Below are 24,341 nucleotides of genomic sequence, written 5' to 3'. Positions count from 1 at the left end.
CACCTCCGGTTTTGCCCCCACCCTCAAGTTTAGGCCGTGGCCCGGCAGCCACGACTAAACTTCAAGGACAGGTCCGCATGAGGTGACGACAGGTGATCGCCCGGCGCTGGCGCGTGCTGCTGTTGCTGCTGATCCTGGGCTTCGCCCCGGGCGGCCAGGCCGCGCCCGGTGCCACCGTGTGGCTGCTGAGCGTCGACGACGCCATCGGTCCGGCCAGCGCCGACTACCTCCTGCGCGGGCTGGACCAGGCGCAGGCCCAGGGCGCGCAACTGGTGGTCATCCGCCTCGACACTCCCGGCGGGCTCGACAGCGCAATGCGCCAGATCATCAAGGCCATTCTCGCAAGCACGCTGCCGGTGGCCACCTACGTCGCCCCGGGCGGCGCCAGGGCGGCCAGCGCCGGCACGTACATCCTCTATGCCAGCCACGTGGCGGCCATGGCCCCGGGAACCAACCTGGGCGCGGCGACGCCGGTACAGATCGGCGCACCCGGCAAGGACGAAAAGCCCGCCGCGAACAGCGAGCAGGACACCCTCCCCCGTAAACAGGTCAACGACGCCGCGGCCTACATCCGTGGCCTGGCGCAACTGCGCGGGCGCAACGCCGACTGGGCGGAGAAGGCCGTGCGCGAGGCGGTCAGCCTGTCGGCCAGCGAAGCCCAGCGGCTGAAGGTGATCGACCTGGTCGCCGCTGACCTGCCCGACCTGCTGCGCCAGCTCGATGGCCGGACGCTGACCGTCGCCGGCCAGCCAGCATCACTGCAGACCGCCGGCGCCAATGTAGTGGAGCACCTGCCGGACTGGCGCACTCGCCTGCTGGCGGTGATCACCAACCCCAGCGTGGCGCTGATCCTGATCATGATCGGCGTGTACGGCCTGCTGTTCGAATTCATGAACCCAGGCTCCGGAGTCGGCGGCGTGGTCGGCGGCATCTGCCTGCTGCTGGCGCTGTACGCCCTGCAACTGCTGCCGGTGAGCCACGCCGGGGTGGCGTTGATCCTGCTCGGTGTGGCGTTCATGGTCGCCGAGGCGTTCCTGCCCAGTTTCGGGGTGATCGGCTTCGGCGGCATCGTCGCCTTCGTGGTCGGCGCGGTGATCCTGATGGACACCGACGCCCCTGGCTTTGGCATTCCGCTGACGCTGATCGTCAGCCTGGCAGTGTTGTCGGCGCTGTTGCTCGGCGGCGTGCTGGGCATGGCGCTGAAGGCGCGCCGACGCGCCCTGGTCAGCGGCGATGCCGGGCTGGTGGGCAGCCTGGTGACGGTGACCCAGGTACGCGCGGACAACCCGTTCTGCGGCTCGGTACAGGCCCAGGGCGAACAGTGGCAGGCGCAGTGCGCGACACCGCTGCAGCCGGGCCAGCACGTGCGGGTGACCGCCCGTCATGGCGTGACGCTGGAAGTCAGCGCCACTGCGCCCACGGCGCAAGGAGAGTAGACGATGTTCATGCAATTCGGATTCAGCGCCGTGCTGGTGCTGCTGGGCATACTGCTGCTCTTGGCCCTGCGCATCCTGCGCGAGTACGAGCGCGGCGTGGTGTTCCAGCTCGGGCGCTTCTGGCAGGTCAAGGGCCCGGGGCTGATCATCCTGATTCCCGGCATCCAGCAGATGGTCCGGGTCGACCTGCGCACCGTGGTGCTCGACGTGCCCTCCCAGGACGTGATCACCCGCGACAACGTCTCGGTCAAGGTCAATGCCGTGCTGTACTTTCGCGTGCTCGACCCGCAGAAGGCGATCATCCAGGTCGAGAACTTCCTCACCGCCACCAGCCAGCTGGCCCAGACCACCCTGCGCGCCGTGCTCGGCAAGCACGAGCTGGACGAACTGCTGGCCGAGCGCGAGCAGTTGAATTCGGATATCCGCGAGGTGCTGGACGCGCAGACCGACGCCTGGGGCATCAAGGTGGCCAACGTCGAGATCAAGCATGTCGACCTCAACGAGTCGATGGTCCGCGCCATCGCCCGCCAGGCCGAGGCCGAGCGCGAACGACGGGCCAAGGTGATCCATGCCGAAGGCGAGCTGCAGGCCTCGGAGAAGCTGATGCAGGCCGCGCAGATGCTGGGCAAGGAGCCGGGGGCGATGCAGCTGCGCTACATGCAGACGCTGGGGTCGATCGCCGGGGACAAGAGCTCGACCATCGTGTTTCCGCTGCCGGTGGATCTGCTCAAGGGGCTGGTGGACAAGCAGCGCTGATGGGGCCTCTGGGAGGCCCCATCACGCGTCAAAGCGGCGCGCGACGCAAGGTAGCGAGGAACGTCGCCGCACCGATGAACAGCCCGGCAAAGGTACGGTTCAGGCGCTTCTGCTGCTTCGGCGTGCGCAGCAGGCGCAGCACCCGCGAAGCCAGCCCGGTATATCCAGCCATCACCAGCATGTCGACACTGATCATGGTCACGGTGATCGCCACATACTGCGGCAACAGCGCCTCGTGCGGGTTGATGAACTGCGGCAGCACCGCCAGCATGAACACCAGCGCCTTGGGGTTGCTGACGTTGACCAGGAAGCCGCGGAACACCAGGCTCAGCGGCTTGCCGATCGGTCGTACGCCGGACTCGTCGCTCATGTCCATCGGCAGGGCTTGCCATTGCTTGTAGGCGAGGTAGACGAGGTAGGCGACGCCGAACCACTTGATGACCTGGAAGGCGGTGGCCGACGCGGCGAGGATGGCGCCAACACCGGCGGCGATGATGGCGATCTGCACGATCAGGCCCAATTGCAGGCCCAGGGCGTTCCAGTAACCACGCCAGAAGCCGTACTGCAGCCCACTGGACATCGAGGCGATTGCCCCGGCGCCCGGCGACAGGCTGATCACCCAGCACGCGGCAAAGAAGGCCAACCACGTTTCCATCGACATCGCACACCTCGCTCTAACAGCTTTTGCAAACCGCTAAGCTAAGGTGTTGGCGAAAAAATAACCAGACAATTCTGCGGCTTCAGTCGGTTTCCATCGCCTCAGGCTTGGCCGCCACGGCGGCTTCAGTGCCACGCCAACGCCGCACGGCCTTCTGGAAGAACTGGCTGTTCGGCACCTGCACCAGCGCTCCACCGGCTTCCGGCGTTTCCATCAGCGTGGTGTACAGCAGGTTGATGGCGATCACCCGGCCTTTCACCCCCGGCTTGTCGAGGGTATCGACCAGCTCGACCACATCGCCAATGCGAAACGGTCCGACGGTGAAGATCAGCACCGCGCACAGCAGGTTGGACAGCACGCTCCAGATGGCGAAGAACGCCACCGCCGCCACCGCGACGAAGCCCGACAGCGCCGTCCACAGCACCGTGGCGGACACCCCCATGCGCTCGAGCACGAACAGCAGCGCGCTGCCCATGATCAGCCAGCGCAGGGCGCCGCGCACCGGCACCATCAGCTCGTGCGGCAACGGGTAGCGCTCGCCCAGGCTGCGCAGGCTGCGCGCGACCATGCGCTGCAGGACGAAGGCGGCGATCAGGATCAGCAGGATCTGCAGCCCCAGCCAGAACGAGTCCATCCACTGCCCCGGCAGCAGCGAACGCAGCGCCTCCATCAGGACAGCGCCTCGAGCTCGGCCTGCATGCTTTCCAGCGTTTCCAGGGCTTCCATCCAGGCTTCCTCAAGCTCGCCTTCGCGTTGCTTGAGCTTGGTCTGACGGGCCAGCAAGTCGCGCAGCTCATCCTTGCGCGTGGCCTCGTACAGACCGCTGTCGCCCAACGTCGTCTCGATCTCGGCCAGTTGCTGGTGCACCTGGTTGAGTTCGGCCTCCAGCTTGTCGGCCGCCTTCTTGTGCGGTGCCAACTGCTGACGCAGGGCCGCAGCGGCCTGGCGCTGGGCCTTCTTGTCGGTCTTGTCCGGGTTCGCGGGCGCGCTGCTCACCGGCGCGTTGCGTTGGCGGTACTCGACCAGCCAGCGGCTGTAGTCGTCCAGGTCGCCGTCGAAGGTGTCGACCTTGCCGTCGGCCACCAGCAGGAAGTCGTTGGTGGTGCTCTTGAGCAGGTGACGGTCGTGGGACACCACCACCACGGCACCGGCGAACTCCTGCAGGGCCATGGTCAACGCCAGGCGCATCTCAAGGTCGAGGTGGTTGGTCGGTTCGTCGAGCAGCAGCAGGTTCGGCCGCTCCCAGGCGATCAACGCCAGGGCCAGGCGGGCCTTCTCGCCACCGGAGAAATTCACCACCGGCTCGTCGACACGGTTGCCGTGGAAATCGAAGCCGCCGAGAAAGTCGCGCAGGGTCTGCTCGCGCTCGCCCGGGGCGATGCGCTGCAGGTGCAGCAGCGGACTGGCCTTGTCGTCCAGCGAGTCGAGCTGGTGCTGGGCGAAATAGCCGACGGCGAGGTTCTCGCCGCGCACCAGGCGCCCGGACAGCGGCTGCAGCTCGCCGGCGAGGTTCTTGATCAGGGTCGACTTGCCCGCGCCGTTGGGGCCGAGCAGGCCGATCCGCGCACCCGGCGCCAGTTGCAGCTTGACCTTCTCGAGGATGGCCTTGTCGCCATAGCCCAGGCGGCCTTCGGACAGGTCGAGCAACGGGCTGGAAATCTTCTCCGACTCGCGGAAGACAAAGTCGAACGGCGAATCGACATGGGCCGCCGACAGCTCCTCCATGCGCTCCAGGGCCTTGATCCGGCTCTGTGCCTGGCGGGCCTTGGTGGCCTGGGCCTTGAAGCGGGCGATGTACTTTTCCATGTGCGCGCGCTGCGCCTGCTGCTTCTCGTAGGCCTGCTGCTGCTGCGCCAGGCGTTCGGCGCGGGTGCGCTCGAAGGCGCTGTAGCCGCCCTTGTAGAGATTGAGCTTGCGCTGCTCGACATGCAGCACATGGTCGACCACTGCATCGAGGAAATCACGGTCGTGGGAGATCAGCAGCAGCGTGCCCGGGTAGCCCTTGAGCCACTCTTCCAGCCAGAGGATGGCATCGAGGTCCAGGTGGTTGGTGGGCTCGTCGAGCAGCAGCAGGTCGGACGGGCACATCAGTGCCTGGGCCAGGTTCAGGCGCATTCGCCAGCCACCGGAGAAGTCGCCGACGCGGCGGTCCATCTGCTCGTTGGTAAAGCCCAGGCCGGCCAGCAGCTTGCGCGCGCGGGCATCGGCGGTGTAGCCGTCGGCGCTGTCCAGCTCACTGTGCAGGCGCGCCAGGGCGGTGCCGTCGTGTGCCTGCTCGGCGGCGGCCAGCTCCGCCTGCACCTTGCGCAGGCGGGCGTCGCCGTCGAGCACATAGTCCACGGCGATGCGGTCAAGGGTGTCGACCTCCTGGCGCATGTGGGCGATGCGCCAGTCGCCGGGCAGCAGGCAATCGCCGGCATCGGGCGAAAGCTCACCGCGCAGCAGGGCGAACAGGCTGGATTTACCGGCGCCGTTGGCGCCGATCAGGCCGGCCTTGTGACCGGTGTGCAGGGTCATCTCGGCGCCTTCTAGCAGGCGCTGGGGACCACGCTGTAAAGTGAGGTTCGATAGTCTGATCATGATGGTCGCGGAGTCTACCAGCTTCGTCGATCACTGGCGCGAGTGAAACCATGCACACCGACCTGTGGAATCACGCCCTGGCCTTGTATGCCCGGCCAGGCGTCGAAGCCGCCAGCCTGGCCCTCCAGGAACTGGGCGGCGATGTCTGCCTGCTGCTCTGCGGCACCTGGCTGCAGACCCGCGGCGTGGCCGCCGATGAACAAAGGATTACCGCCTTGAAGGCCCTTGCCGGCCCCTGGCAACGCGACGTGGTGACGCCGCTACGCATGCTACGCCGGCAATGGCGCGAGCAGGCGCTGGCCGACCCGCGACTGAGCGTGATGCGTGAGCAGGTGAAGGCGCTGGAGTTGCAGGCTGAACGCACCTTGTTGGAGCGCCTGGAGGCGTTGGCGCACGAGTGGCCTGCGCAAGCGGGCGCCGCGCAGGACTGGCTGACCCGGCTGGCGCCGGACCAGGCCCGGGACCACGACGCGCTGCATCAACTGCGCGCCGCGGCCCGTGAGCTTCAGGACGCCGAAGTCGACGACTGAGCCGGTGTGGCGGTTGCCGCAGGCGTGGCCGCGCTGTTCGCAGGCGCCGGGGTGGTGCTGGCGGTCGGCGTGGCTGGCTGGTTTTCGGCTGGCTTGCTGGCTACAGGCTTGGCCGGAGCCTTGGCAGCGGCCGGTTTGGCTGCTGTCTTGGCTGCAGGTTTGGCGGCGGGCTTGGCCGCTGCTGGCTTGGCCGGGGCCTTGGCGGCAGCAGGCTTGGCCGCTGATTTGACTGCTGGTTTCGCTGCAGCGGTCTTTGCCGGTGCCTTGGCAGCAGCTGGTTTAGCCGCTGGCTTGGCAGCAGGTTTCGCGGCAGCGGTCTTCGCCGGGGCCTTGGCGGCAGCTGGCTTGGCCGCTGGCTTGGCGGCAGGTTTCGCGGCTGCAGTCTTCGCCGGGGCCTTGGCGGCAGCCGGTTTGGCCACTGACTTGGCGGCAGGTTTTGCGGCTGCAGTCTTCGCCGGGGCCTTGGCAGCAGCCGGTTTGGCCGCTGGCTTGGCGGCAGGTTTTGCGGCTGCAGTCCTCGCCGGTGCCTTGGCGGCAGCCGGCTTGGCCGCTGGCTTGGCGGCAGGTTTTGCGGCTGCAGTCCTCGCCGGTGCCTTGGCGGCAGCAGGCTTGGCCGCTGGTTTGGCTGCAGCTTTCGCGGCGGCTTTCGGTGCCGCAGTACGCGAGTCCAAGGCCTTGGCGGCCGCCTCACGCACCTTGCCGACACCCTGGGCCAGCTTCAGGCTTTCCTGGGCATCGCGCTTGAGTTGCTGGATATAAGTACGGGTTTGCGCTTGGCGATCCTTGAGCGAATCGAGCAAGTCCTCAAGTTCTCCGGCGACTTTTTGCGCCTTGCCCTGAGCCTTGGCTTTACCGGCCTTGGCGGCGTCCTGCAACTTCAAACGAGCGTTGTGCAGTTTCTCTTGGGCCTTGCCACGTTGTTTTTCCAACTTGGCCAACAGTTTCTCGGCATCCGCCAGCGCTTGGGAGCAGGCATCTTCCAAATGTTCGAGCAAGCTACCGGAAAGTTGCTGGAGCAGGTGCAACGGCGTACTGACTGCTTTCTTCTTGGCCGACATGGTTTACCTCCTGGCTGACGAGAGTGCGGCTCATACTATGCTTCTGCTGCTACCGCCGCTAGGGCATGTTGACAGTCTCAGTAGCGCCGCGTTGCATGCCTGGGCAAAGTTGTTGTCTTGCAGCTGGAAACAAGTGTAGTTGCCCATTAGTGCACTGCCGATATTTACACATCTTCGCCCAACAACGCTGGCATACTTTGCGCTCTTTGCCGCAGGAACCGTTCATGCCTCGTTATCTGACTCTGGGCCTGTGCCTGGTGATGCCACTCGCCCTGGCCAACGCCGAAACCGCCCCCGCCAACGACAGCGACCTGGCCTACAGCCTCGGTGCCAGCCTGGGCGAGCGCCTGCGCCAGGAAGTCCCCGGCCTGCAGCTCGACGCACTGGTCGAAGGCCTGCGCCAGGCCTATCAGGGCCAGCCGCCCCGCATTGCCAAGTCACGCATGCAGGCCATCCTCGAACAGCACGAGACGCAAGCCAACGCCGCCGCCGAACAGGCCCAGGTGGACAAGCTGGTGGAAGCGGAAAAACGCTTCATCGCCGGCGAACGGGCCAAGGCCGGGGTACGCGAACTGCCTGAGGGCATCCTCTACAGCGAGCTGGCCAGCGGCAGCGGCGCACAACCCAAGGCCAGCGGTCGCGTGCAGGTGCGCTATGTAGGGAAATTGCCGGATGGCACGGTGTTCGACCAGAACCTGCAACCGCAATGGTTCAAGCTGGACTCGGTGATCGAGGGCTGGCAGGTGGCGCTGCCACGCATGAAGGCGGGGGCGAAATGGCGCCTGGTGATCCCGTCGGCGCAAGCCTACGGCGCCGACGGTGCGGGTGACCTGATCGCACCCTATACCCCACTGGTGTTCGAGATCGAACTGCTGGACGTGGCCGACTGAATCAGGCCTGCACCGCGTCCTCTTGCTTGTGGGCGTTGTGCAGCACTTCGATCAGGCAGTCTTCCAGCTCGAAACGCTCGTGCAACAGGCTTCCGAGCTTGCCCAGCTTTTCCGCGAAGCGTTCGGTGTCGGTGCATTCGCCCTTGGCGCAGTGGTCGTTGAAGGCCAGGGCGATCTGGGTGATGTCGTTGATCCGCGGGTTGATTTCCTCGGCCAGCTCCAGCGCACGCTCGTCGCCAAAAGCCTTGGCCTCGCTGATGAGCTGTTCGCACACCTCGAAGTGCCACGCCGAGACGTAGTCGACGAGGACCTCGCAGAATCCGCCGTTGTGGTGCTTGTCGGCAAAGGCCGGCTTGGCATCGCGCAACGCGCGGAAGGCCTGCACCAGTTCCTGGCGCTCCTCCAGCCAACGATCGATCAGCTTGTGAACACCGCCCCAGCGTTCCTGGGCGTTCTGGCAACTATCGAGCATGGCGATCTCTTCCCTTCTGGGTAGATGCCGCTGCACCTCGCGACACAACACCGTGGCACAAAGGTGACGTCAGCAAACGGCATCGAGCAGTTGTATTTTCGGTAAGCGTGCTGCGAGATTATTCCCGCGCGACCTGCCCTTCAAGGTACGCAGCAGACAAAGTTCATACAAGCGTTTAATCCCGTTGCCGGCCACCGCTGGTCGCGCAATGCCCGGTGCATTGCCGTGGATCAACCCGCCGCGTCCTGGCGCAATCGATACAGCACCAGCCACGACAACGGCACCGCCGCCAGCAACAGGAAGGCCAGCAGGCTCCATTCCGGCAGGGTCAGATCGAGGAAGCTCCAGTTGACCGACACGCAGTCCGGGCTGCCCAGCAGGAACGCCTGCAGAATCTCGCTCCACGGGCGTTCGACCAGGTGCGCCAGGGGCAGGTGGCAACCGCTGACCGGCAGCGGCTCGGCCTGCAGCCAGACATGCCGCCCCGCCAGCAAGGCGCCAGCCGACGCGAACAGCAGCGCCAGCCGGGCATGCCAGCGGCGGGCGCCGGTGTGTAGCGTGGCGACCAGGCAGGTCAGCGCAAAACAGCCCAGCATCAGGCGCTGGCTGAAACACAACGCGCAGGGATCCAGGCCAACCACGTTCTCGAGACGGAACGACGCAACCAGCACCACTACGGCGGCCAGGAAGGCGGGAAGGAACGAGCTGCGCAAGCAGGCCAGCGACATGGGTAGATGTGATCCGAAAATGAAGGAAGTGGTTTGAAACGGTAGAGGAAAGGAGCGCTTTGTATCAAGGCGCTACAGTGCAGACAAGTCGCTGAATGGCTAGAGAATCATTTTTGTGGAGCGTGGGAATATTCCGACGCGAAGGAAGGAAGATTCAACGCCCTCCCCGCAGAGGGCGCGTCTTGAGTCATCGCTCATCAGAAAATGCAACACGCCGCTGGCAAAACATCGCACCTGCACCGGCAGGCATGCCCGCGATGCGCAACAGTACGTCACGTGGCCAGTGAGCCCTCAGGCCCGAACACCCTCCGGCAGCGGCAACGCCAGCAGGCGCTCATCCAGCAGCCCCAGCCCTTCCTGGAACAGCTGATTGCTGCGCTCGGTCTCGCCAAGCCCTGCCAGCAAGCGTGCCAGCTCGGCGCAGGTTTCCGGATTGCGCTCCATGCGCAGACTGCTCTCCAGATAGTCTCGCGCCTTGCCCCACAAGCGGTTCTGCAGGCTCAGCCGCCCGAGGGTAAGCAGCAGGCTCGGATCCTGCGGGTGTTCCTTCAACCAGGCTTCGGCCGTCTGCAACTGGCGCGCCGGATCGTCGCCGCGCACCAGCCCGTACAGGCGTGCCAGGTGGCTTTCGTAGCCGCGCTTGAGCGCGCCGCGAAGCACCTGCTCGGCCTCGCCCTGGGCACCGACCTGACGCAGCTGTTCGGCATAGGCAGACACCAGTTGCGGCTCTTGACGCTGAGCATTGGTCAGCTGTTGCCAGGCGCGCTCGAGCGCCTGGCGCGCCGTCTGCGGATCCTCGCCACGGGTCGCCGCCAGGCCCAGGTTCTGGCCCCAGGCGCGCTGCTCCAGGTCGGCAAGCTCCGCCGCGGGCAGCACCTTGTGCTTGCGCAAGTCCGGCAGCAGGCGGATCAACGCCGGCCAGTCACCGCGCTCCAAGTGCAGGCGCTGCAGCAGGCGCAACACCTGGGCATTGTGCGGGTGACGCTCCTGCATCGCCTGCAGGGCCTCCAGCGCACCCTCGCTCTCGCCCCGGTCCATCTGCAACTGGGCATGGGTCAGGGCAACGGCGAGCTCCGCCTGGGGCTGGCGCTCCAGGGCGCGTTCGAGCAGGTTGTCACGCTCCTCCACCCGTCCCAGTTCGTTGGCGGCGCGAGCGGCACCGAGGTAGTAGAGCAGTGGCTGGCGGTCGGACTCGGCGGCACGCTGCAAGTGGCGCTGGGCACTCGCCCAGCGCCCCTCGGCCAGGTCCAGCTGGCCTTGTTCGACGGCGATGCGGGTACGGCGGCTGCGGTTGCGCCGCGACCACGGGTTGACCACCCCGGACGAGGTCAGCACCAGGCCGACCAGGTAACGCAGCAGCAACAGCAGCACGATGATGCCAACCAGCGCGCCGAGCGCCGCCCACAGCCCGGACTGATAGCGGAAGCCGCCGTAGGCGATCAGCACGTAGCCGCTATGCTTGGCAATCGCGATGCCCAGCGCCGCGGCAACGACGATCGCCAGCACCGCCAGCAGGTACACTCGCTTCATGGCTTGGCCCCCTCGGCGGCGGCCGGTAGGTGGCGACGCTGGATGTAGGCCTGCACCGCGGCCAGGCTCTCGCTCAGGTCAGGCGTGACCACCGACACCGGCTGTTCGGCCAGCTGGTTGAAGCTGTCGAGCATCGCCTTGCTTTGCGGGTTGTCCGGGTTGAAGTTGGCCAGCAACACGCTGCGCGCGTCGTCCAGGGCCTGGGCATAGACCTTGGCCTCGCCGTTGAGCGCCGCCCATTGCGCCTGCTCGATGGTCAGGCTCAGGGCCAGGCGCAGCTGGTTGAGCGACTGCCCGGACAGCAGCGGGCGGACGTTGTCGTCGGCATTGAACTCGATCTGGAAGTACTTGGAGATCTCCGCCCACCACTGCGACCAGCGGCTGGCGCCGTCGCCATCGGCGGTCAGCGCGCCCATGGCGTCGGCTTTGCTGTCGAACTCCGGCGACTGGGCGCTGAGCTGCTGCACCAGTTCACGCTGCGCGGCGAGCTTGAGGAACAGCCCAGTGCGATCCGGCTGCTCGGTGCTGGACAGCGTCGCCAGGCTGCGGGCCAGTTGCTCGCGGGCGGCGAAGGCGCCCGGGTCGCTCTGCTCGCGGAGGATCTCGTCGGCACCTTCGACCAGCGCCTTGGCGCTGGTGATGTCCTGCAGCGCCGACAGGCGCAGGGTGGCCAGGCGCAACAGGTGCTCGGCCTCGGCCAGGCGCCACTCCTTGCGGCTTTCGCCGAGCACGGTTTCCAGGCGCTGGCTCAGGCGCTGCTGGTCGCCCTGCAATTGCGCCACAAGGCGCCGGCGGTCTTCCAGCTCACTGGCTGCCGGCAAGCTGGCCAGCTGCGCGCTGAGCTGCTGCTCGCGCTGCTGCAGCGCGTCGGCGCGTTGATTGAGGGCTTGCAGGTGTTCGCCCTGGCCTTGCTCGCTGCCTTGCAGCTGACGGACCTGCCAGACGCTCCAGCCGCCGACCGCGACGCCGGCGGCGCCCAGCAGCAGGGCCAGCAGCGCCAGGCCGTTGCCGGAGCGTCGGGCGGGCTTGGCGGTGGCGGATTGCGGCGCCTCGGGCGCCGCGGGCTGTTCAGTGTTGGACAAGACAGTTTCGCTCACGTATCCATCCTTTGCATGGTGGCGCATAGCTCTCTAGCTTAGCGCCTTAAGGGGCAGGCGCAGCGGTTCGCTGCACGGCTGCCAGCAAGGCCGCGGCGCTGGCGCCACGGCAATCCACAATGTCTTTCGCCCCGAGCGCTCGGGCCTGCTCGGCCACCCGGGGGCTGGGCACGAACAGCGGCAAGCGGGAAAACCGCGGCCAATCCGCACCCGCCAGTCGCTGCAAGTGTTCCAGACCCTGCCCACTGCTGACCACCAAGCCATTGAGGCGTTCCCCATCGATGCGCTGGGCGAGGGTCGTGGCAGGGTAGTGCGGCAGGCAGCGGCGATACAATTCCAGATAATCGACACTAGCACCTTGCTCGGCAAGACGCTCGGCCAGCAGTTCACGACCTCCGACGCCGCGCACGATAAGGACGCGGGGTGCCGACACGGCGATAGCCTCGCGCAGGGCGGGCAATGCGAGCAAGGCTTCGCTGTTGTCGCCGACAGCCGGGAAGGCCACCTGCAACCGGTGCTCCTGAAGGATCCGCGCGGTTGCCTCGCCCACCGTGAACCAGCCGGCGAACGGCGGCGTCACTCCCGCTTGGGCGAGTTGCTCCAGCAGCAGGCGGGCGGCCGGCTTGCTGACCACGATGATGGCGTGGGCCTCGGCGATCGCCCGCAGGCGCTGCAACTGCGCCGGGTTCGGCGCGATTGTCTCGATCACCAGCAACGGCAGGCTGGCGCTGGCGATGCCCGCGTCGGCCAGGGTCTGCGCCAGCGCCGCACAGTCCTCTTCAGGGCGGGTCAGCAGCAGGCGCCAGGGGCTCACGGGTGGCCGGCCTCGCCGTAGACTTCCTTGAGGATCGCCTCGGCCCCCTGCCCGAGCAGGTCTTCAGCGACCTGCACACCCAGGCGCTCGGCATCGGCACGCGGCGCCCGGGCCTCGGCCACCAGCAAAGTACCGCCGGAGGGCTGGCCAACCAGGCCGCGCAGCCACAGCTGTTCGCCTTCAAGCACCGCGTAGCAGGCAATCGGCACCTGGCAACCGCCATTGAGGCGCTTGTTCAGGGCACGCTCGGCCACCACCCGGTCGGCGGTGTCGGCATGGTGCAACGGCGCCAGCAAGGCATGGATCTGGGCGTCGGCGCTGCGGCATTCGATGCCCACCGCACCCTGGCCGCCCGCCGGCAGGCTGTCATCGACGCTGATGGAGGCAGTGATGCGGTCCTCGAAGCCGAGGCGGATCAGGCCGGCGGCGGCGAGGATGATGGCGTCGTACTCACCGACATCGAGCTTGGCCAGGCGGGTGTTGACGTTGCCACGCAGGAAACGGATCTCGAGGTCGGGCCGGCGCGCCAGCAACTGGGCCTGGCGGCGCAGGCTGGAAGTGCCGACGATGCTGCCGGCCGGCAAGGCCTCGAGGCTTGCGAAGGTGTTGGAAACGAAGGCGTCGCGCGGGTCTTCACGCTCGCAGATGCAGTACAGGCCCAGGCCCTCGGGGAAGTCCATGGGAACATCCTTCATCGAGTGCACGGCGATGTCGGCCTCGTTGTCAAGCAGAGCGGTTTCCAGCTCCTTGACGAACAGGCCCTTGCCGCCGATCTTCGCCAGCGGCGCGTCGAGCAGCTTGTCGCCGCGGCTGACCATCGGCACCAGGGTCACCAGAAGACCAGGATGCGCCTGCTCCAGGCGGGCTTTGACGTATTCGGCCTGCCACAGGGCCAAGGCACTTTTACGGGTGGCAATGCGGATTTCGCGAGTGGACATGAAGCGCACCGATCCAGAGAAATGCGGTCGATGATAACAGCTCCTCTGGGTGTGCCCGCAGATTCAGATCAGCAAAGCGCCACGCGGGAGCGGGCATGACCCGCGATTGCGATGGCGGGCAACACCTCATCGCGGGGCAAGCCCGCTCCCACGCCACGAACAGGTATTCAGTGCAAGGACTGCATCATCTTGCGCACCCCCGCCACATGGCGGCGGCTGACGGTCAGGGCGTCGCCGTCCAGGCCCTTGAGATAGAGCTGGAAATGCCCCAGCGGCGTGCGCTGCAGGCGCTCGATGCGCTCACGGGCAACCAGCGCGTTGCGGTGGATGCGCACGAAACGCTCGCCAAACTCGTCCTCCAGGGCCTTGAGCGGCTCGTCAAGCAGCACTTCGCCCGCCTCATGGCGCAGGGTGACGTACTTGTGGTCGGCGATGAAGTAGATGACCTGGGGAATGGGGATCAACTCGATGCCTTTGCGGGTACGGGCACTGATATGGCTGCGCGGGCCACCACCGGCATCGCTGGCGGGGCGGGTCAGCGCGGCCAGTTGGGCCCGGTTGGGTTTTTCTGCCCGGCGCAGGGCGTCGCGCAGGGCCTGCGGCTGGATGGGCTTGTCGACATGGCTCAGGGTGCTGTCCCTGAAAGCTTCGCTGCCGTACTCATCGTCGCCGGTGCAGAACACCACCGCCGGCGGCGACTCGCGTTCGCACAGCCGGGCGGCGACCTGCAGGCCATCGAGGCCCGGCATGCCGATATCCAGCAGCACCACATCGGGCTTGAGGCTTTCGATCAGGGTCAGGGCCTCCTCGCCGTTGGTGGCGCTGGGCTCCATCACGGTGTACCCCTCCAGCTCGCCAAGCAGCCGGCTCAGGCGCTCGCGGGCCAGGGGTTCATCATCAACGATCAGGACATTCATAATTGCGCTGGATTCCTGAGTGAGTCTCGCACGGGTATAGCGTAGACAAGTGTGGGGCGACCGAAACGCGGTCACGCTACAGACCGGTGCGAAGGCCAAAGATTCACTGGTCTGGCAGATTCACCGCCAGTCCTTTGTCCAACTGTAGACGCTCCGTGGAACACTGCCGTTCAATCGTTGAATATGCCGCACCCCCTTGTAACGGGACGATTCTCGCGACCAGCGCCCTGCGGCGGCGGGCGCAACCCTGCTATGATCGGCGCACTTTTTCCGTTCACGCCTTCAACGAGTGAATCCATGAGCACCGACAAGACCAATCAGTCCTGGGGCGGCCGCTTCAGTGAGCCCGTCGACGCCTTCGTCGCCCGCTTCACCGCCTCGGTCGATTTCGACAAGCGCCTGTACCGCCACGACATCATGGGTTCGATCGCCCACGCCACCATGCTGGCGCAGGTCGGCGTCCTCACCGATGCCGAGCGCGACACCATCATCGATGGCCTGAAGACCATCCAGGGCGAAATCGAGGCCGGCTCCTTCGACTGGCGCGTCGACCTCGAAGACGTGCACATGAACATCGAAGCGCGCCTGACCGACCGCATCGGTATCACCGGCAAGAAGCTGCACACCGGCCGCAGCCGCAACGACCAGGTGGCCACCGACATCCGCCTGTGGCTGCGCGACGAGATCGACCTGATCCTGGCCGAGATCACCCGCCTGCAGCAGGGCCTGCTGGAGCAGGCCGAGCGCGAGGCCGAGACCATCATGCCCGGCTTCACCCACCTGCAGACCGCGCAGCCGGTGACCTTCGGCCACCACCTGCTGGCCTGGTTCGAGATGCTCAGCCGTGACTACGAGCGCCTGGTGGACTGCCGCAAGCGCGCCAACCGCATGCCCCTGGGCAGCGCCGCCCTGGCCGGCACCACCTACCCGATCGACCGCGAACTGACCTGCAAGCTGCTGGGCTTCGAGGCCGTGGGCGGCAACTCGCTGGACAGCGTCTCGGACCGCGACTTCGCCATCGAATTCTGCTCGGCGGCGAGCATCGCGATGATGCACCTGTCGCGCTTCTCCGAAGAGCTGGTGCTGTGGACTAGCGCCCAGTTCCAGTTCGTCGACCTGCCTGATCGTTTCTGCACCGGCAGCTCGATCATGCCGCAGAAGAAGAACCCAGACGTGCCGGAGCTGGTGCGCGGCAAGAGCGGCCGCGTGTTCGGCGCCCTGACCGGCCTGCTGACCCTGATGAAAGGCCAGCCGCTGGCCTACAACAAGGACAACCAGGAAGATAAAGAGCCGCTGTTCGACGCCGCCGACACCCTGCGCGACTCACTGCGTGCCTTTGCCGACATGATCCCGGCGATCAAGCCCAAGCACGCGATCATGCGCGAAGCGGCCCTGCGCGGCTTCTCCACCGCCACGGACCTGGCCGACTACCTGGTGCGCCGCGGCCTGCCGTTCCGTGATTGCCACGAGATCGTCGGCCATGCGGTGAAGTACGGTGTCGATACCGGCAAGGACCTGGCCGAGATGAGCCTGGACGAACTGCGCCAGTTCAGCGACCAGATCGAGCAGGACGTGTTCGCCGTACTGACCCTGGAAGGTTCGGTCAACGCCCGCAACCACATCGGCGGCACCGCGCCGGCCCAGGTGCGCGCGGCCGTCGCGCGCGGCAAGGCCTTGCTGGCTTCTCGCTAAGCAGTCAGGGGCCGCTTTGCGGCCCTTTCGCCGGCAAGCCGGCTCCCACTCCGATCACACAGCCCTCAGCGCTTCGCTGTATCCGTGGGAGCCGGCTTGCCAGCAAAAGGCCCCGACGCCAGTCAGCGCTTGCTCTTGATCATTTCCAGGAACGCCGGCATCGCCGCATCCTTGTCCGCCACGATCCGCGCCATGTGCGGGTTCTCGCCCAGCAACTGCAACAGCGCCTTCGCTTGCGGGAAATCCGCCAGGAAGTCGATATTGAGCACCTTCTTGCCCACCGCGCAGGCCAGGTCTACCGAGAAGCAGAACATCAGGTCGGCGATGGTCAGTTGCTCACCGGCCACGTATGGCTGGAACCGCCCGTTGCGCTTGAGGGTGGCGAAGCCCGCCAGCAGGTCCGCCCGCGCCCGCTCCTTGATCAGCGGTTCCACCGCCGTGCCGAAGAACGCCTCGGCGTAGCAGGTACGCGCCGGCAGCTCGATATACAGCTCGATCTCCCGCAGCAGCTCGCGCACCTTGGCCTGCCCGAAGGCATCGGCCGGCAGCAGCGCCTTGCCCGGCTGGGTCTGTTCGATGTAGTCGAGGATGACCCCGGTTTCGCTGATGAAACCGTGCTCGGTCTCAAGCACCGGCACCTTGCCGCGAGGGCTGACGGCCAGGGCTTGAGGCAACTGACCACCGAAGAACGGTACCTCCTCGAAGGGCACGCCCTTCTCCAGCAAGGCCAGCTTGACCATGTTGTAGTAGTTGCTGACTGCGAATCCATGAAGCTTGAGCATTGAGACAGCCTCCAAGGCCGTATGGGGTTGGCCCGGCTGTTATAGCCCCCTGCCCGGCCCTTGACCAGTGGCATGCTCGGCGTTGATGGCCGGGCATTGCCAACCCAGACATGGCACACTATGCGCTTCACCACAGGAGTACCGCCATGAGCGAGCACGACGAGATCGACGGCAACGACGAAGAAGCCTTCACCGAGGCTACCCTCACCCAGGCCATCGAGAACCAGATCGAAAGCGGCGAACCCGCGGCGGCCAAGGCCACCTTCAACAAGCTGACCCTGGTCGGCTACGAGCGCGAGGACATCCTCAATCTCATGGCCCATGTGCTGGCCATCGAAATCGACGCCATGCTCGACGAAGACCGTCCGTTCAACACCGAATGGTATGAAACCGCCCTGCGGGCCCTGCCGGAGCTGCCACCTGAGGCGGATCAAGGCGACATCGAATAAGCCTGACTACACTCCTGACTTCCATCCTTGTCTCGAAGTCAGGAGTTGCCCATGCCTTTTACCCCCGAACTGATCGCCGAACTGGAAGTCCTTTCTCAGTTCAACCTGGATAACCACCAGGAAGGCATCAAGGTTAGCAGCGACGCCTCCCCCGCCCTGGTCGCCGCTGCCAAGCGCTTGCATGACAAAGGGCTCACCGACCAACCCGATGGCGGTTACCTCACCAGCCTTGGTAACGATGCTGCTGAGAGCGTCCGGCTTTTGCTGACCATCCTCAAATCAAAATCCGCCCAGCCGGCCTGAACCCCTGCTCCCGCTCCTGCAGCTCGGCAGACCTGCAGGAGCGGGCTTACCGTCGATGGCTTGCACAGGCGCTGCAAATCTGACGTCAAAAACCCAGCAACCCCTTATCCGAGCGCCCCACTCAGGCTAAACTCGCCAGTGCTCCCCCGGCCTGCCTGAGTGCGCAATGTACCACCCCCATGAAATCCGCCCCGATCTCGACCAAGGCATCGACCGCAAGGAGCTGTCCAAGCTGAGCGCGCGCTTCCTGAAGATCAACCAGGGCCGCCTGGCACGGGCCATGGAAGGGCTGTCCACGCGCCAGCAACTGGTCCTCACCCTGTTGCCGCTGTTCTTCCACGTCAATCACCCGCTGTTGCCGGGCTATGTGTCGGGCACCACCCCCGCCGGCGTATCCGGCTTCGAGCCCGACAGCGACCTGCTGGCCGAGGCCCAGCGCCTGACCCGCTCGTTCACCTACAAACCGCGCCACGGCAAGCCGCAGCAACCAATCCACGGCCTGTTCCTGATGGGCAGCCTGGGCACCCTGGCTCAGGCCGAGCAGAGTGACATGGACCTTTGGGTCTGCCACGCCCCCGACCTGGACGAGCAGGCCCTGGCCGACCTGCGCCGCAAATGCCAGCTGCTCGAAGCCTGGGCCGCCAGCCAGGGCGCCGAGGCGCACCTGTTCCTGATCGAGCCACGCGGCTTCGTCCGGGGCGAGCGCGACAGCCAGCTCAGCTCAGACGACTGCGGCACCACCCAGCACTACCTGCTGCTCGACGAGTTCTACCGCACCGCCATCTGGCTGGCCGGGCGTACGCCGCTGTGGTGGCTGGTGCCGGTGTACCAGGAGCATAACTACCGGGACTTTACCCAGACCCTACTGGCCAAGCGCTTCATCCGCATCACCGACGCCCTGGACCTCGGCAACCTGGCGCACATACCGCCTGGCGAGTATGTCGGTGCTGGGCTGTGGCAGCTGTTCAAGGGCATCGACTCGCCCTACAAATCGCTGCTCAAGCTGCTGCTCACCGAAGCTTACGCCAGCGAACACCCGCAGGTGCGCTGCCTGAGCCTGGATTACAAGCAGGCCGTGTTCGCCAACCAGCTGGACCTGGACGAGCTCGACCCCTACGTCATGGTCTACCGGCGCATCGAACGCTACCTGCTTCAGCGTGGCGAATCGGCGCGCCTGGAGCTGGTGCGGCGCAGCCTGTACCTGAAAGTGAACAAGAAGCTAAGCGACCTGGGCCGCACCCGCAGCGGCGGCTGGCAGCGCCAGCTGCTCGGGCGCCTGACCGAGGAATGGGGCTGGGACGAGCGCCAGCTGGCGTTGCTCGACAGCCGCAGCCAGTGGAAAGTGCGCCAGGTGGCGGTCGAGCGCCGCGAGCTGGTGGCCGAGCTGAACCACAGCTACCGCTTCCTGACCCAGTTCGCCCGCCAGCAGAACGCCAACAGCCGCGCCGACCAGCGCGACCTCAACGTCCTCGGCCGGCGCCTGTACGCCGCCTTCGAGCGACGGGCCGGCAAGATCGAGGTGATCAACCCGGGCATCGCCCCGGACCTGGCCGAAGACACCCTGACCCTGGTGCACTCGCCCAACCGCAAGGAGCCGGGCACCCACCACTGGGGCCTGTACAACGGCAACCTCGGCGTGCACGAGTGGGAGCACTTCAGCCCGATCAAGCGCTGCCGCGAACTGCTCGAGCTGCTCACCTGGGCCCATCGCAACGGCGTGATCGACAGCGGCACACGCCTGGCCCTGCACCCTGGCGCCAGCGACCTGAGCGAGTTCGAGCTGTTCAACCTGATCGGCAGCCTGCAACAGAGCATCCCCCTGCCCCTGGAAACGGTCAGCGAGGTGCGCCTGCTGCAACCGAGCGTGGCCGACGAGATCCTGCTGCTGGTGAATGTCGGGGTCGATCCGCTGCGCCATCACCGCGACCTGAACATCCTGATGACCACCGAGCGCACCGACTCGCTGAGCTACGCCGGGGTGCGCGAGAACCTGGTGCTGACCCTCGACCAGATCACCCTCAACAGCTGGAACGAGGTCCTGGTGCAGCGCTACGATGGCGAGCATGCGCTGGTGCGCTGCCTGCGCGACTTCCTCAACAGCCTGGGCCTGCGCAGCCACCGCCCGCGGGTGCGGGTGCGCTGCTACTGCCACAACCGCGCCCAGGCTATCAGCCAACGGGTCGAGGACATCTTCGACACCGTGCAGCTGCTGCTCGACCAGGGCCTGAATCACCGCTACCTGCTGCAGGTGGCCCAGCACACCCACATCCTCGACCTGCAGCCCGGGCAGATCACCCTGGCCAGCCTCGCCGACCACGACGCGGTGCTGGCGGCCCTCGGCGAGGAGCGCAGCCGCTACAGCCCGCTGCACCTGGACGCCCATGCCCTGCAGGACCATGACCTGCCGCTGGTCCTGGCCCAGGGCCGCCCCGGCTGTATCCAGGTGTTCTACCGGCTGTTCGAAGGCTGGGCCGACCTGTATGTGCTCGACGAGCACAACGCGCTCTGGCAGCAACGGCTGCCGCTGCAGGACGAGCAGCACCTGCTGCTGCCGCTGCAACGCTTCCTGCAATCGATGCTGATGCGCCGCGATGCCCAACTGCCCCTGGACAGCCTGCCGCTGGCGTCGCTGGATATCCTCTACTACCAGTTGCTGCCATCCGGCCTCGGCAAGGCACGCAGCCTGGAGCCGCGACAGACGCCAATGGACAGCCAGAACCAGGCCTACTACGAGGTCCAGGCGATCCTCCAGGCGGGTACCGGCGACGGGGTGCATGTCACGCTCTACTGCGACCAGCAGGAGTTTTCCGAACTGGAGCATGGCGACCAGCTGTATGCCGTGGTCGCCCGGCAGATCCTGGGCCAGCGCCGCAGCAGCGGCCGTTACCGCTGCTACATCACCGACCTCGACCTGTCCGAGCTGCTGGAGGACGAGCAGGGGTCCACCAGCCTGTACCTGCGCTACAAGCGCGAGCTGGAGCAGGCGCTCAACGATGGGCTGGAACAGTTGCAGGCGCGGCTGGAGCCCTGACTCTCTCGGCGTTGACGGGCCGCTCCTACAGGGGAATGCGCAGTATCAGAGATCGAAATCCCCTGCCGCCTCCGGCTGGTACTCGACCGCCAGCAGCTCCAGCTTGAGGGTCTTGCCGCCCGGCGCCGGCCAGTCGATCTGGTCGCCCACCGACAGGCCGAGCAGGGCGCAGCCGATCGGCGCAAGAATCGATACGTTGCCCTCGGGGCCGGCATCCTTCGGGTACACCAGGGTCAGGTGGTAATCCTTGCCGCTGGCACTCTCTCGGCAGTGCACCCGCGAATTCATGGTCACCACGCCGGCCGGCACCTCTTCATGCCCGACCACCTGCTCGGCACGGTCCAGCTCGTCCTGCAGGGCGAGCACACCTGGGGTGCTTTCATCGAGGTCGTCGAGCAGGCGCTCGAGACGCTGCACGTCCAAGCGGGTGAGGATGAGGGAAGGCTTGGTGCTCATGATCCAGTCAGACTCCTTTGAACAGGCAATTTTCAACAGGCAGATAAAGCAAAACCCCGCCCAAGGGCGGGGTTTGCAAAATACTGTGGCGTCATCGACGCAGACCCTGACACTACCACAGCGGGGCAAATACTCAAGCCCACTCCTTCGTTGTGCCTATGCCGGTGCTCGCGATTTCAGGGCCAGCGCCTCGCGGCAGATCTGCCGGCGCCGCTCGTCATCGGCCGAGCGCCACTCGCGGATATGCTCGACATGGCGGTGACAGCCGGTGCAGACCTTGTGCTCATCCAGCCGACATATGCTGATACAAGGTGATGGCACCGCCGGGCTCACGTTGCTGTAGAGCGGCTTGGGTGGCCGGGGCAGGTCGCTCATCTCAGATCTCGTCGAAGTCCAGCTTCTCGCCGGCGCGTTCCCAGACGATGCGCTCGAGCATCTCGCCCAGCAGTTCTTCGCTCTTCTCACAGACCCATTTGCCGCTCTCTTCGTCGTAGTCGAAGTGGAAGCCGCCGGACTTGTCCGCCAGCCACAGCTGGCGCAGCGGCTCCTGGCGGCTGAAGATCAGCTGGCTGCCGTTGTCGAACTTGACGGTGAGAACGCCGGCGGAGTTCTCCATGTCCAGGTCCATGCCGCTTTCATCGAACAGGTCTTCCAGGGCCTGTTGGGTCGCATCGACCAGGTCGTGGAAACGCGCTTCGCTCAAACTCATTGCAGGGACCTCGAAAAATGGCTGTACACACGCAAGCCGGGCACGATAAGGGCGAACGCCTCAAGCTACAAGCTAATCGCGGTAAGAAAAAGCCGCATGTCCTTCGGTCGCCCATGCCCGCCGAGCGGGGCTGACCCTTGCATAGGCAATCAGGTGGGCGCTCGGTATACTCGGGCGCAATACTGCATATTTCCAAGGATTTCACCCATGAAACGCCTGATTTCCTCCCTCGCGGCGCTGGTCGCGGTTGCCTGCCTCGTTTCGGCCTGCGGTCAGAAAGGCCCCCTGTACCTGCCTGAAGACGGCAAGGACGGCAAAGGCCCGCGCAAATCGCACCAGCATGCCAAGCCTGTCCAGCCGCAACCGGTGCTGGTGCAGCCGCAAGAGCAGCCAGAAGAGTCGCCCGCGCAGTAAGGAAATCCCATGGACGCATTCAACTACCGCGGCGGCGAGCTGTTCGCGGAAGGGGTGGCCCTGACGGCGATCGCCGAACGCTTCGGCACGCCCACCTACGTGTACTCGCGCGCCCATATCGAGGCCCAGTACCGCAGCTATACCGACGCCCTGCAAGGGGTCGAGCACCTGGTCTGCTTCGCGGTCAAGGCCAACTCCAACCTGGGCGTGCTGAACCTGCTGGCGCGCCTCGGCGCAGGCTTCGACATCGTCTCCGGCGGTGAGCTGGAGCGCGTCCTGGCCGCCGGCGGGCGCGCCGATCGCGTGGTGTTCTCCGGGGTCGGCAAGACCCGTGACGACATGCGCCGCGCTCTGGAAGTGGGCGTGCACTGCTTCAACGTCGAGTCCACCGACGAGCTCGAGCGCCTCCAGGTCGTTGCCGCCGAAATGGGCAAGACGGCCCCGGTTTCGCTACGCGTGAACCCGGACGTCGACGCCGGCACCCATCCGTACATTTCCACCGGTCTCAAAGAGAACAAGTTCGGCATCGCCATCGCCGACGCCGAGGCTATCTACGTGCGTGCCGCGCAGTTGCCGAACCTGGATGTGGTCGGCGTCGACTGCCACATCGGCTCGCAACTGACCACCGTCGAGCCCTTCCTCGACGCCCTCGACCGCCTGCTGGTGCTGGTCGACCGCCTGGCCGAGTGCGGCATCCACCTGCGCCACCTGGACCTCGGCGGCGGTGTCGGCGTGCGCTACCGCGACGAGCAACCACCGCTGCTGGCCGACTACATCGCCGCCATTCGCGAGCGCGTCGGCGAGCGCGACCTGGCCCTGGTGTTCGAGCCGGGCCGCTACATCGTCGCCAACGGCGGCGTGCTGCTGACCCGCGTGGAATACCTCAAGCACACCGAGCACAAGGATTTCGCCATCATCGATGCGGCCATGAACGACCTGATCCGTCCCGCCTTGTACCAGGCCTGGATGGACGTCAGCGCGGTCAAGCCCCGCGAAGGTGAAGGCCGGGCCTACGACCTGGTCGGCCCGATCTGCGAAACCGGCGACTTCCTGGGCAAGGACCGCGTGCTGGACCTGGCCGAGGGCGACCTGCTGGCCGTCCGCTCGGCGGGCGCCTATGGTTTCGTCATGAGCTCCAACTACAACACCCGTGGCCGTTGCGCCGAAGTGCTGGTCGATGGCGACCTGGCCTTCGAAGTGCGTCGCCGCGAGACCGTCGCCGAATTGTTCGCCGGCGAAAGCCTGCTGCCGGAGTGAGCCCATGCTGCTGCGTTTCACCAAGATGCACGGGCTGGGCAACGACTTCATGGTCCTCGACCTGGTCAGCCAGCACGCGCACATCCAACCCAAGCACGCCAAGCAATGGGGCGACCGCAACACCGGTATCGGCTTCGACCAACTGCTGATCGTCGAGGCGCCGAGTAACCCGGATGTGGATTTCCGCTACCGGATCTTCAATGCCGACGGCTCCGAAGTCGAGCAGTGCGGCAACGGCGCGCGCTGCTTCGCTCGCTTCGTATTGGACAAGCGCCTGACGGCCAAGAAGCGCATTCGCGTCGAGACCAAGGGCGGCATCATCGAGCTCGATGTGCGCAACGACGGCCAGATCTGCGTCGACATGGGGCCGCCACGCTTCGCCCCGGCCGAGATCCCGTTCATCGCCGACGAGCAGGCCATCAGCTATGCGCTGGAAGTCGATGGCCAGGTGCACCAGATCGCCGCGGTGTCCATGGGCAACCCGCATTCGGTACTGCGCGTCGACGACGTGCGCAGTGCGCCGGTCCATGAGCTGGGCCCGAAGATCGAGCATCACCCGCGCTTCCCGCAGCGGGTCAATGCAGGCTTCATCCAGGTGGTCGACCGCCACCGCGCCAACCTGCGGGTATGGGAGCGTGGCGCCGGCGAGACCCAGGCCTGCGGTACCGGCGCCTGCGCCGCGGCCGTGGTGGCGATCAGCCAGGGCTGGATGGACTCGCCGGTGACCATCGACCTGCCGGGCGGCCGCCTGAGCATCGAGTGGGCCGGCCCCGGCAAGCCGGTGCTGATGACCGGCCCCGCCGTCCGCGTGTTCGAAGGACAAGTTCGTCTCTAAGCGAGTATC

General features: G+C 66.1%; 26 protein-coding genes. 11 read left to right on the top strand and 15 right to left on the bottom strand.

The features are described 5' to 3' along the window. Window positions 1–92: 92 nt before the first annotated feature. Complete coding sequence (locus tag AC25ND_RS06685) at window positions 93–1,436, top strand: NfeD family protein (protein WP_486976179.1); 1,344 nt, start codon at window positions 93–95, stop codon at window positions 1,434–1,436. Window positions 1,437–1,439: 3 nt separating this feature from the next. Beyond that, complete coding sequence (locus AC25ND_RS06680; protein WP_186594519.1) at window positions 1,440–2,192, top strand: slipin family protein; 753 nt, start codon at window positions 1,440–1,442, stop codon at window positions 2,190–2,192. Window positions 2,193–2,220: 28 nt separating this feature from the next. Here the strand turns inward: AC25ND_RS06680 and AC25ND_RS06675 are convergent, their stop codons facing one another. The 3 genes from AC25ND_RS06675 to AC25ND_RS06665 form a co-directional block, all read right to left on the bottom strand. After that, window positions 2,221–2,853, bottom strand: a complete 633-nt coding sequence (locus tag AC25ND_RS06675; RefSeq protein WP_028688596.1) for a LysE family transporter — start codon at window positions 2,851–2,853, stop codon at window positions 2,221–2,223. 79 nt (window positions 2,854–2,932) lie between these two features. Beyond that, a complete protein-coding gene (locus tag AC25ND_RS06670) occupies window positions 2,933–3,520 on the bottom strand; it encodes a mechanosensitive ion channel domain-containing protein (RefSeq protein WP_486976178.1) in 588 nt (195 codons plus the stop codon). Further along, window positions 3,520–5,430, bottom strand: coding sequence for an ATP-binding cassette domain-containing protein (locus tag AC25ND_RS06665; RefSeq protein ID WP_028688598.1), 1,911 nt, complete (start codon window positions 5,428–5,430; stop codon window positions 3,520–3,522). The genes AC25ND_RS06670 and AC25ND_RS06665 overlap by 1 nt, the downstream gene beginning before the upstream one ends. Before the next feature lie 50 nt (window positions 5,431–5,480). On the opposite strand from AC25ND_RS06665, the gene AC25ND_RS06660 reads away from it, so the two are divergent. Beyond that, window positions 5,481–5,960 carry a TIGR02444 family protein gene (locus tag AC25ND_RS06660; protein WP_062359917.1) on the top strand — a complete coding sequence of 160 codons (480 nt, stop codon included), beginning with the start codon at window positions 5,481–5,483 and terminating at the stop codon, window positions 5,958–5,960. Here AC25ND_RS06660 and AC25ND_RS06655 read toward each other — a convergent pair. Continuing rightward, the gene (locus tag AC25ND_RS06655; protein ID WP_486976177.1) at window positions 5,936–7,018 is read right to left on the bottom strand and encodes an AlgP family protein; all 1,083 of its coding nucleotides are present in this window, start codon (window positions 7,016–7,018) and stop codon (window positions 5,936–5,938) included. The two genes, AC25ND_RS06660 and AC25ND_RS06655, sit on opposite strands and share 25 nt — an antisense overlap. A 224-nt stretch (window positions 7,019–7,242) precedes the next feature. Between AC25ND_RS06655 and AC25ND_RS06650 the strand changes: the two genes are divergently transcribed. Continuing rightward, entirely contained in the window at window positions 7,243–7,908 is a 666-nt protein-coding gene (locus AC25ND_RS06650; protein ID WP_028688601.1) for an FKBP-type peptidyl-prolyl cis-trans isomerase, read from the top strand. A gap of 1 nt (window position 7,909) precedes the next feature. On the opposite strand, the gene AC25ND_RS06645 is transcribed toward AC25ND_RS06650, so the two are convergent. The 7 genes from AC25ND_RS06645 to AC25ND_RS06615 form a co-directional block, all read right to left on the bottom strand. Further along, window positions 7,910–8,380: an Rsd/AlgQ family anti-sigma factor gene (locus AC25ND_RS06645; RefSeq protein ID WP_028688602.1), complete on the bottom strand. Its 471-nt coding sequence runs from the start codon at window positions 8,378–8,380 to the stop codon at window positions 7,910–7,912. A 230-nt stretch (window positions 8,381–8,610) separates the two neighbouring features. Then, window positions 8,611–9,108, bottom strand: coding sequence for a disulfide bond formation protein B (locus tag AC25ND_RS06640; protein WP_028688603.1), 498 nt, complete (start codon window positions 9,106–9,108; stop codon window positions 8,611–8,613). A 291-nt stretch (window positions 9,109–9,399) separates the two neighbouring features. Further along, a complete protein-coding gene (locus tag AC25ND_RS06635; RefSeq protein WP_062359920.1) occupies window positions 9,400–10,638 on the bottom strand; it encodes a heme biosynthesis protein HemY in 1,239 nt (412 codons plus the stop codon). Then, window positions 10,635–11,735: a uroporphyrinogen-III C-methyltransferase gene (locus AC25ND_RS06630; RefSeq protein ID WP_028688605.1), complete on the bottom strand. Its 1,101-nt coding sequence runs from the start codon at window positions 11,733–11,735 to the stop codon at window positions 10,635–10,637. Before AC25ND_RS06630 ends, AC25ND_RS06635 begins: the two co-directional genes overlap by 4 nt. A 46-nt stretch (window positions 11,736–11,781) precedes the next feature. Then, on the bottom strand, window positions 11,782–12,549 hold the full coding sequence (locus tag AC25ND_RS06625; RefSeq protein ID WP_069015922.1) for a uroporphyrinogen-III synthase: 768 nt from the start codon (window positions 12,547–12,549) through the stop codon (window positions 11,782–11,784). Continuing rightward, entirely contained in the window at window positions 12,546–13,487 is a 942-nt protein-coding gene (gene hemC, locus AC25ND_RS06620) for a hydroxymethylbilane synthase (protein WP_486976176.1), read from the bottom strand. The genes AC25ND_RS06625 and hemC overlap by 4 nt, the downstream gene beginning before the upstream one ends. Window positions 13,488–13,654: 167 nt before the next feature. Continuing rightward, window positions 13,655–14,404: a LytR/AlgR family response regulator transcription factor gene (locus AC25ND_RS06615; RefSeq protein ID WP_028688608.1), complete on the bottom strand. Its 750-nt coding sequence runs from the start codon at window positions 14,402–14,404 to the stop codon at window positions 13,655–13,657. 297 nt (window positions 14,405–14,701) lie between these two features. Here AC25ND_RS06615 and argH point away from each other — a divergent pair, with 297 nt between their 5' ends. Next, entirely contained in the window at window positions 14,702–16,096 is a 1,395-nt protein-coding gene (gene argH, locus AC25ND_RS06610) for an argininosuccinate lyase (RefSeq protein WP_028688609.1), read from the top strand. 122 nt (window positions 16,097–16,218) lie between these two features. Here the strand turns inward: argH and AC25ND_RS06605 are convergent, their stop codons facing one another. Then, entirely contained in the window at window positions 16,219–16,878 is a 660-nt protein-coding gene (locus AC25ND_RS06605) for a glutathione S-transferase (RefSeq protein ID WP_236247719.1), read from the bottom strand. 146 nt (window positions 16,879–17,024) lie between these two features. Here AC25ND_RS06605 and AC25ND_RS06600 point away from each other — a divergent pair, with 146 nt between their 5' ends. From AC25ND_RS06600 to AC25ND_RS06590, 3 genes are all read left to right on the top strand, one after another. Beyond that, the gene (locus AC25ND_RS06600) at window positions 17,025–17,327 is read left to right on the top strand and encodes a hypothetical protein (RefSeq protein ID WP_028688611.1); all 303 of its coding nucleotides are present in this window, start codon (window positions 17,025–17,027) and stop codon (window positions 17,325–17,327) included. Window positions 17,328–17,378: 51 nt separating this feature from the next. Further along, complete coding sequence (locus AC25ND_RS06595; protein WP_028688612.1) at window positions 17,379–17,630, top strand: TIGR02647 family protein; 252 nt, start codon at window positions 17,379–17,381, stop codon at window positions 17,628–17,630. A gap of 166 nt (window positions 17,631–17,796) precedes the next feature. Further along, window positions 17,797–20,661, top strand: coding sequence for a class I adenylate cyclase (locus AC25ND_RS06590; protein WP_486976175.1), 2,865 nt, complete (start codon window positions 17,797–17,799; stop codon window positions 20,659–20,661). Window positions 20,662–20,706: 45 nt separating this feature from the next. On the opposite strand, the gene rnk is transcribed toward AC25ND_RS06590, so the two are convergent. The 3 genes from rnk to cyaY form a co-directional block, all read right to left on the bottom strand. Continuing rightward, window positions 20,707–21,117, bottom strand: a complete 411-nt coding sequence (rnk, locus tag AC25ND_RS06585; protein WP_028688614.1) for a nucleoside diphosphate kinase regulator — start codon at window positions 21,115–21,117, stop codon at window positions 20,707–20,709. 156 nt (window positions 21,118–21,273) lie between these two features. Continuing rightward, complete coding sequence (locus tag AC25ND_RS06580) at window positions 21,274–21,492, bottom strand: DUF1289 domain-containing protein (RefSeq protein WP_028688615.1); 219 nt, start codon at window positions 21,490–21,492, stop codon at window positions 21,274–21,276. A gap of 1 nt (window position 21,493) precedes the next feature. Beyond that, on the bottom strand, window positions 21,494–21,826 hold the full coding sequence (cyaY, locus tag AC25ND_RS06575; RefSeq protein ID WP_028688616.1) for an iron donor protein CyaY: 333 nt from the start codon (window positions 21,824–21,826) through the stop codon (window positions 21,494–21,496). 207 nt (window positions 21,827–22,033) lie between these two features. On the opposite strand from cyaY, the gene lptM reads away from it, so the two are divergent. From lptM to dapF, 3 genes are read left to right on the top strand one after another with little or no spacing between them, the layout of a single operon-like run. Continuing rightward, entirely contained in the window at window positions 22,034–22,240 is a 207-nt protein-coding gene (lptM, locus tag AC25ND_RS06570) for an LPS translocon maturation chaperone LptM (RefSeq protein WP_050703271.1), read from the top strand. Window positions 22,241–22,249: 9 nt separating this feature from the next. Beyond that, on the top strand, window positions 22,250–23,497 hold the full coding sequence (lysA, locus tag AC25ND_RS06565; RefSeq protein ID WP_062359926.1) for a diaminopimelate decarboxylase: 1,248 nt from the start codon (window positions 22,250–22,252) through the stop codon (window positions 23,495–23,497). A gap of 4 nt (window positions 23,498–23,501) precedes the next feature. Beyond that, complete coding sequence (dapF, locus tag AC25ND_RS06560; protein ID WP_486976174.1) at window positions 23,502–24,332, top strand: diaminopimelate epimerase; 831 nt, start codon at window positions 23,502–23,504, stop codon at window positions 24,330–24,332. The last annotated feature ends 9 nt before the right edge of the window (window positions 24,333–24,341 follow it).

The sequence above is a fragment of the Pseudomonas sp. P110(2024) genome, from assembly GCF_057480795.1.
This window is presented reverse-complemented; position numbering and strand designations above follow the sequence as displayed.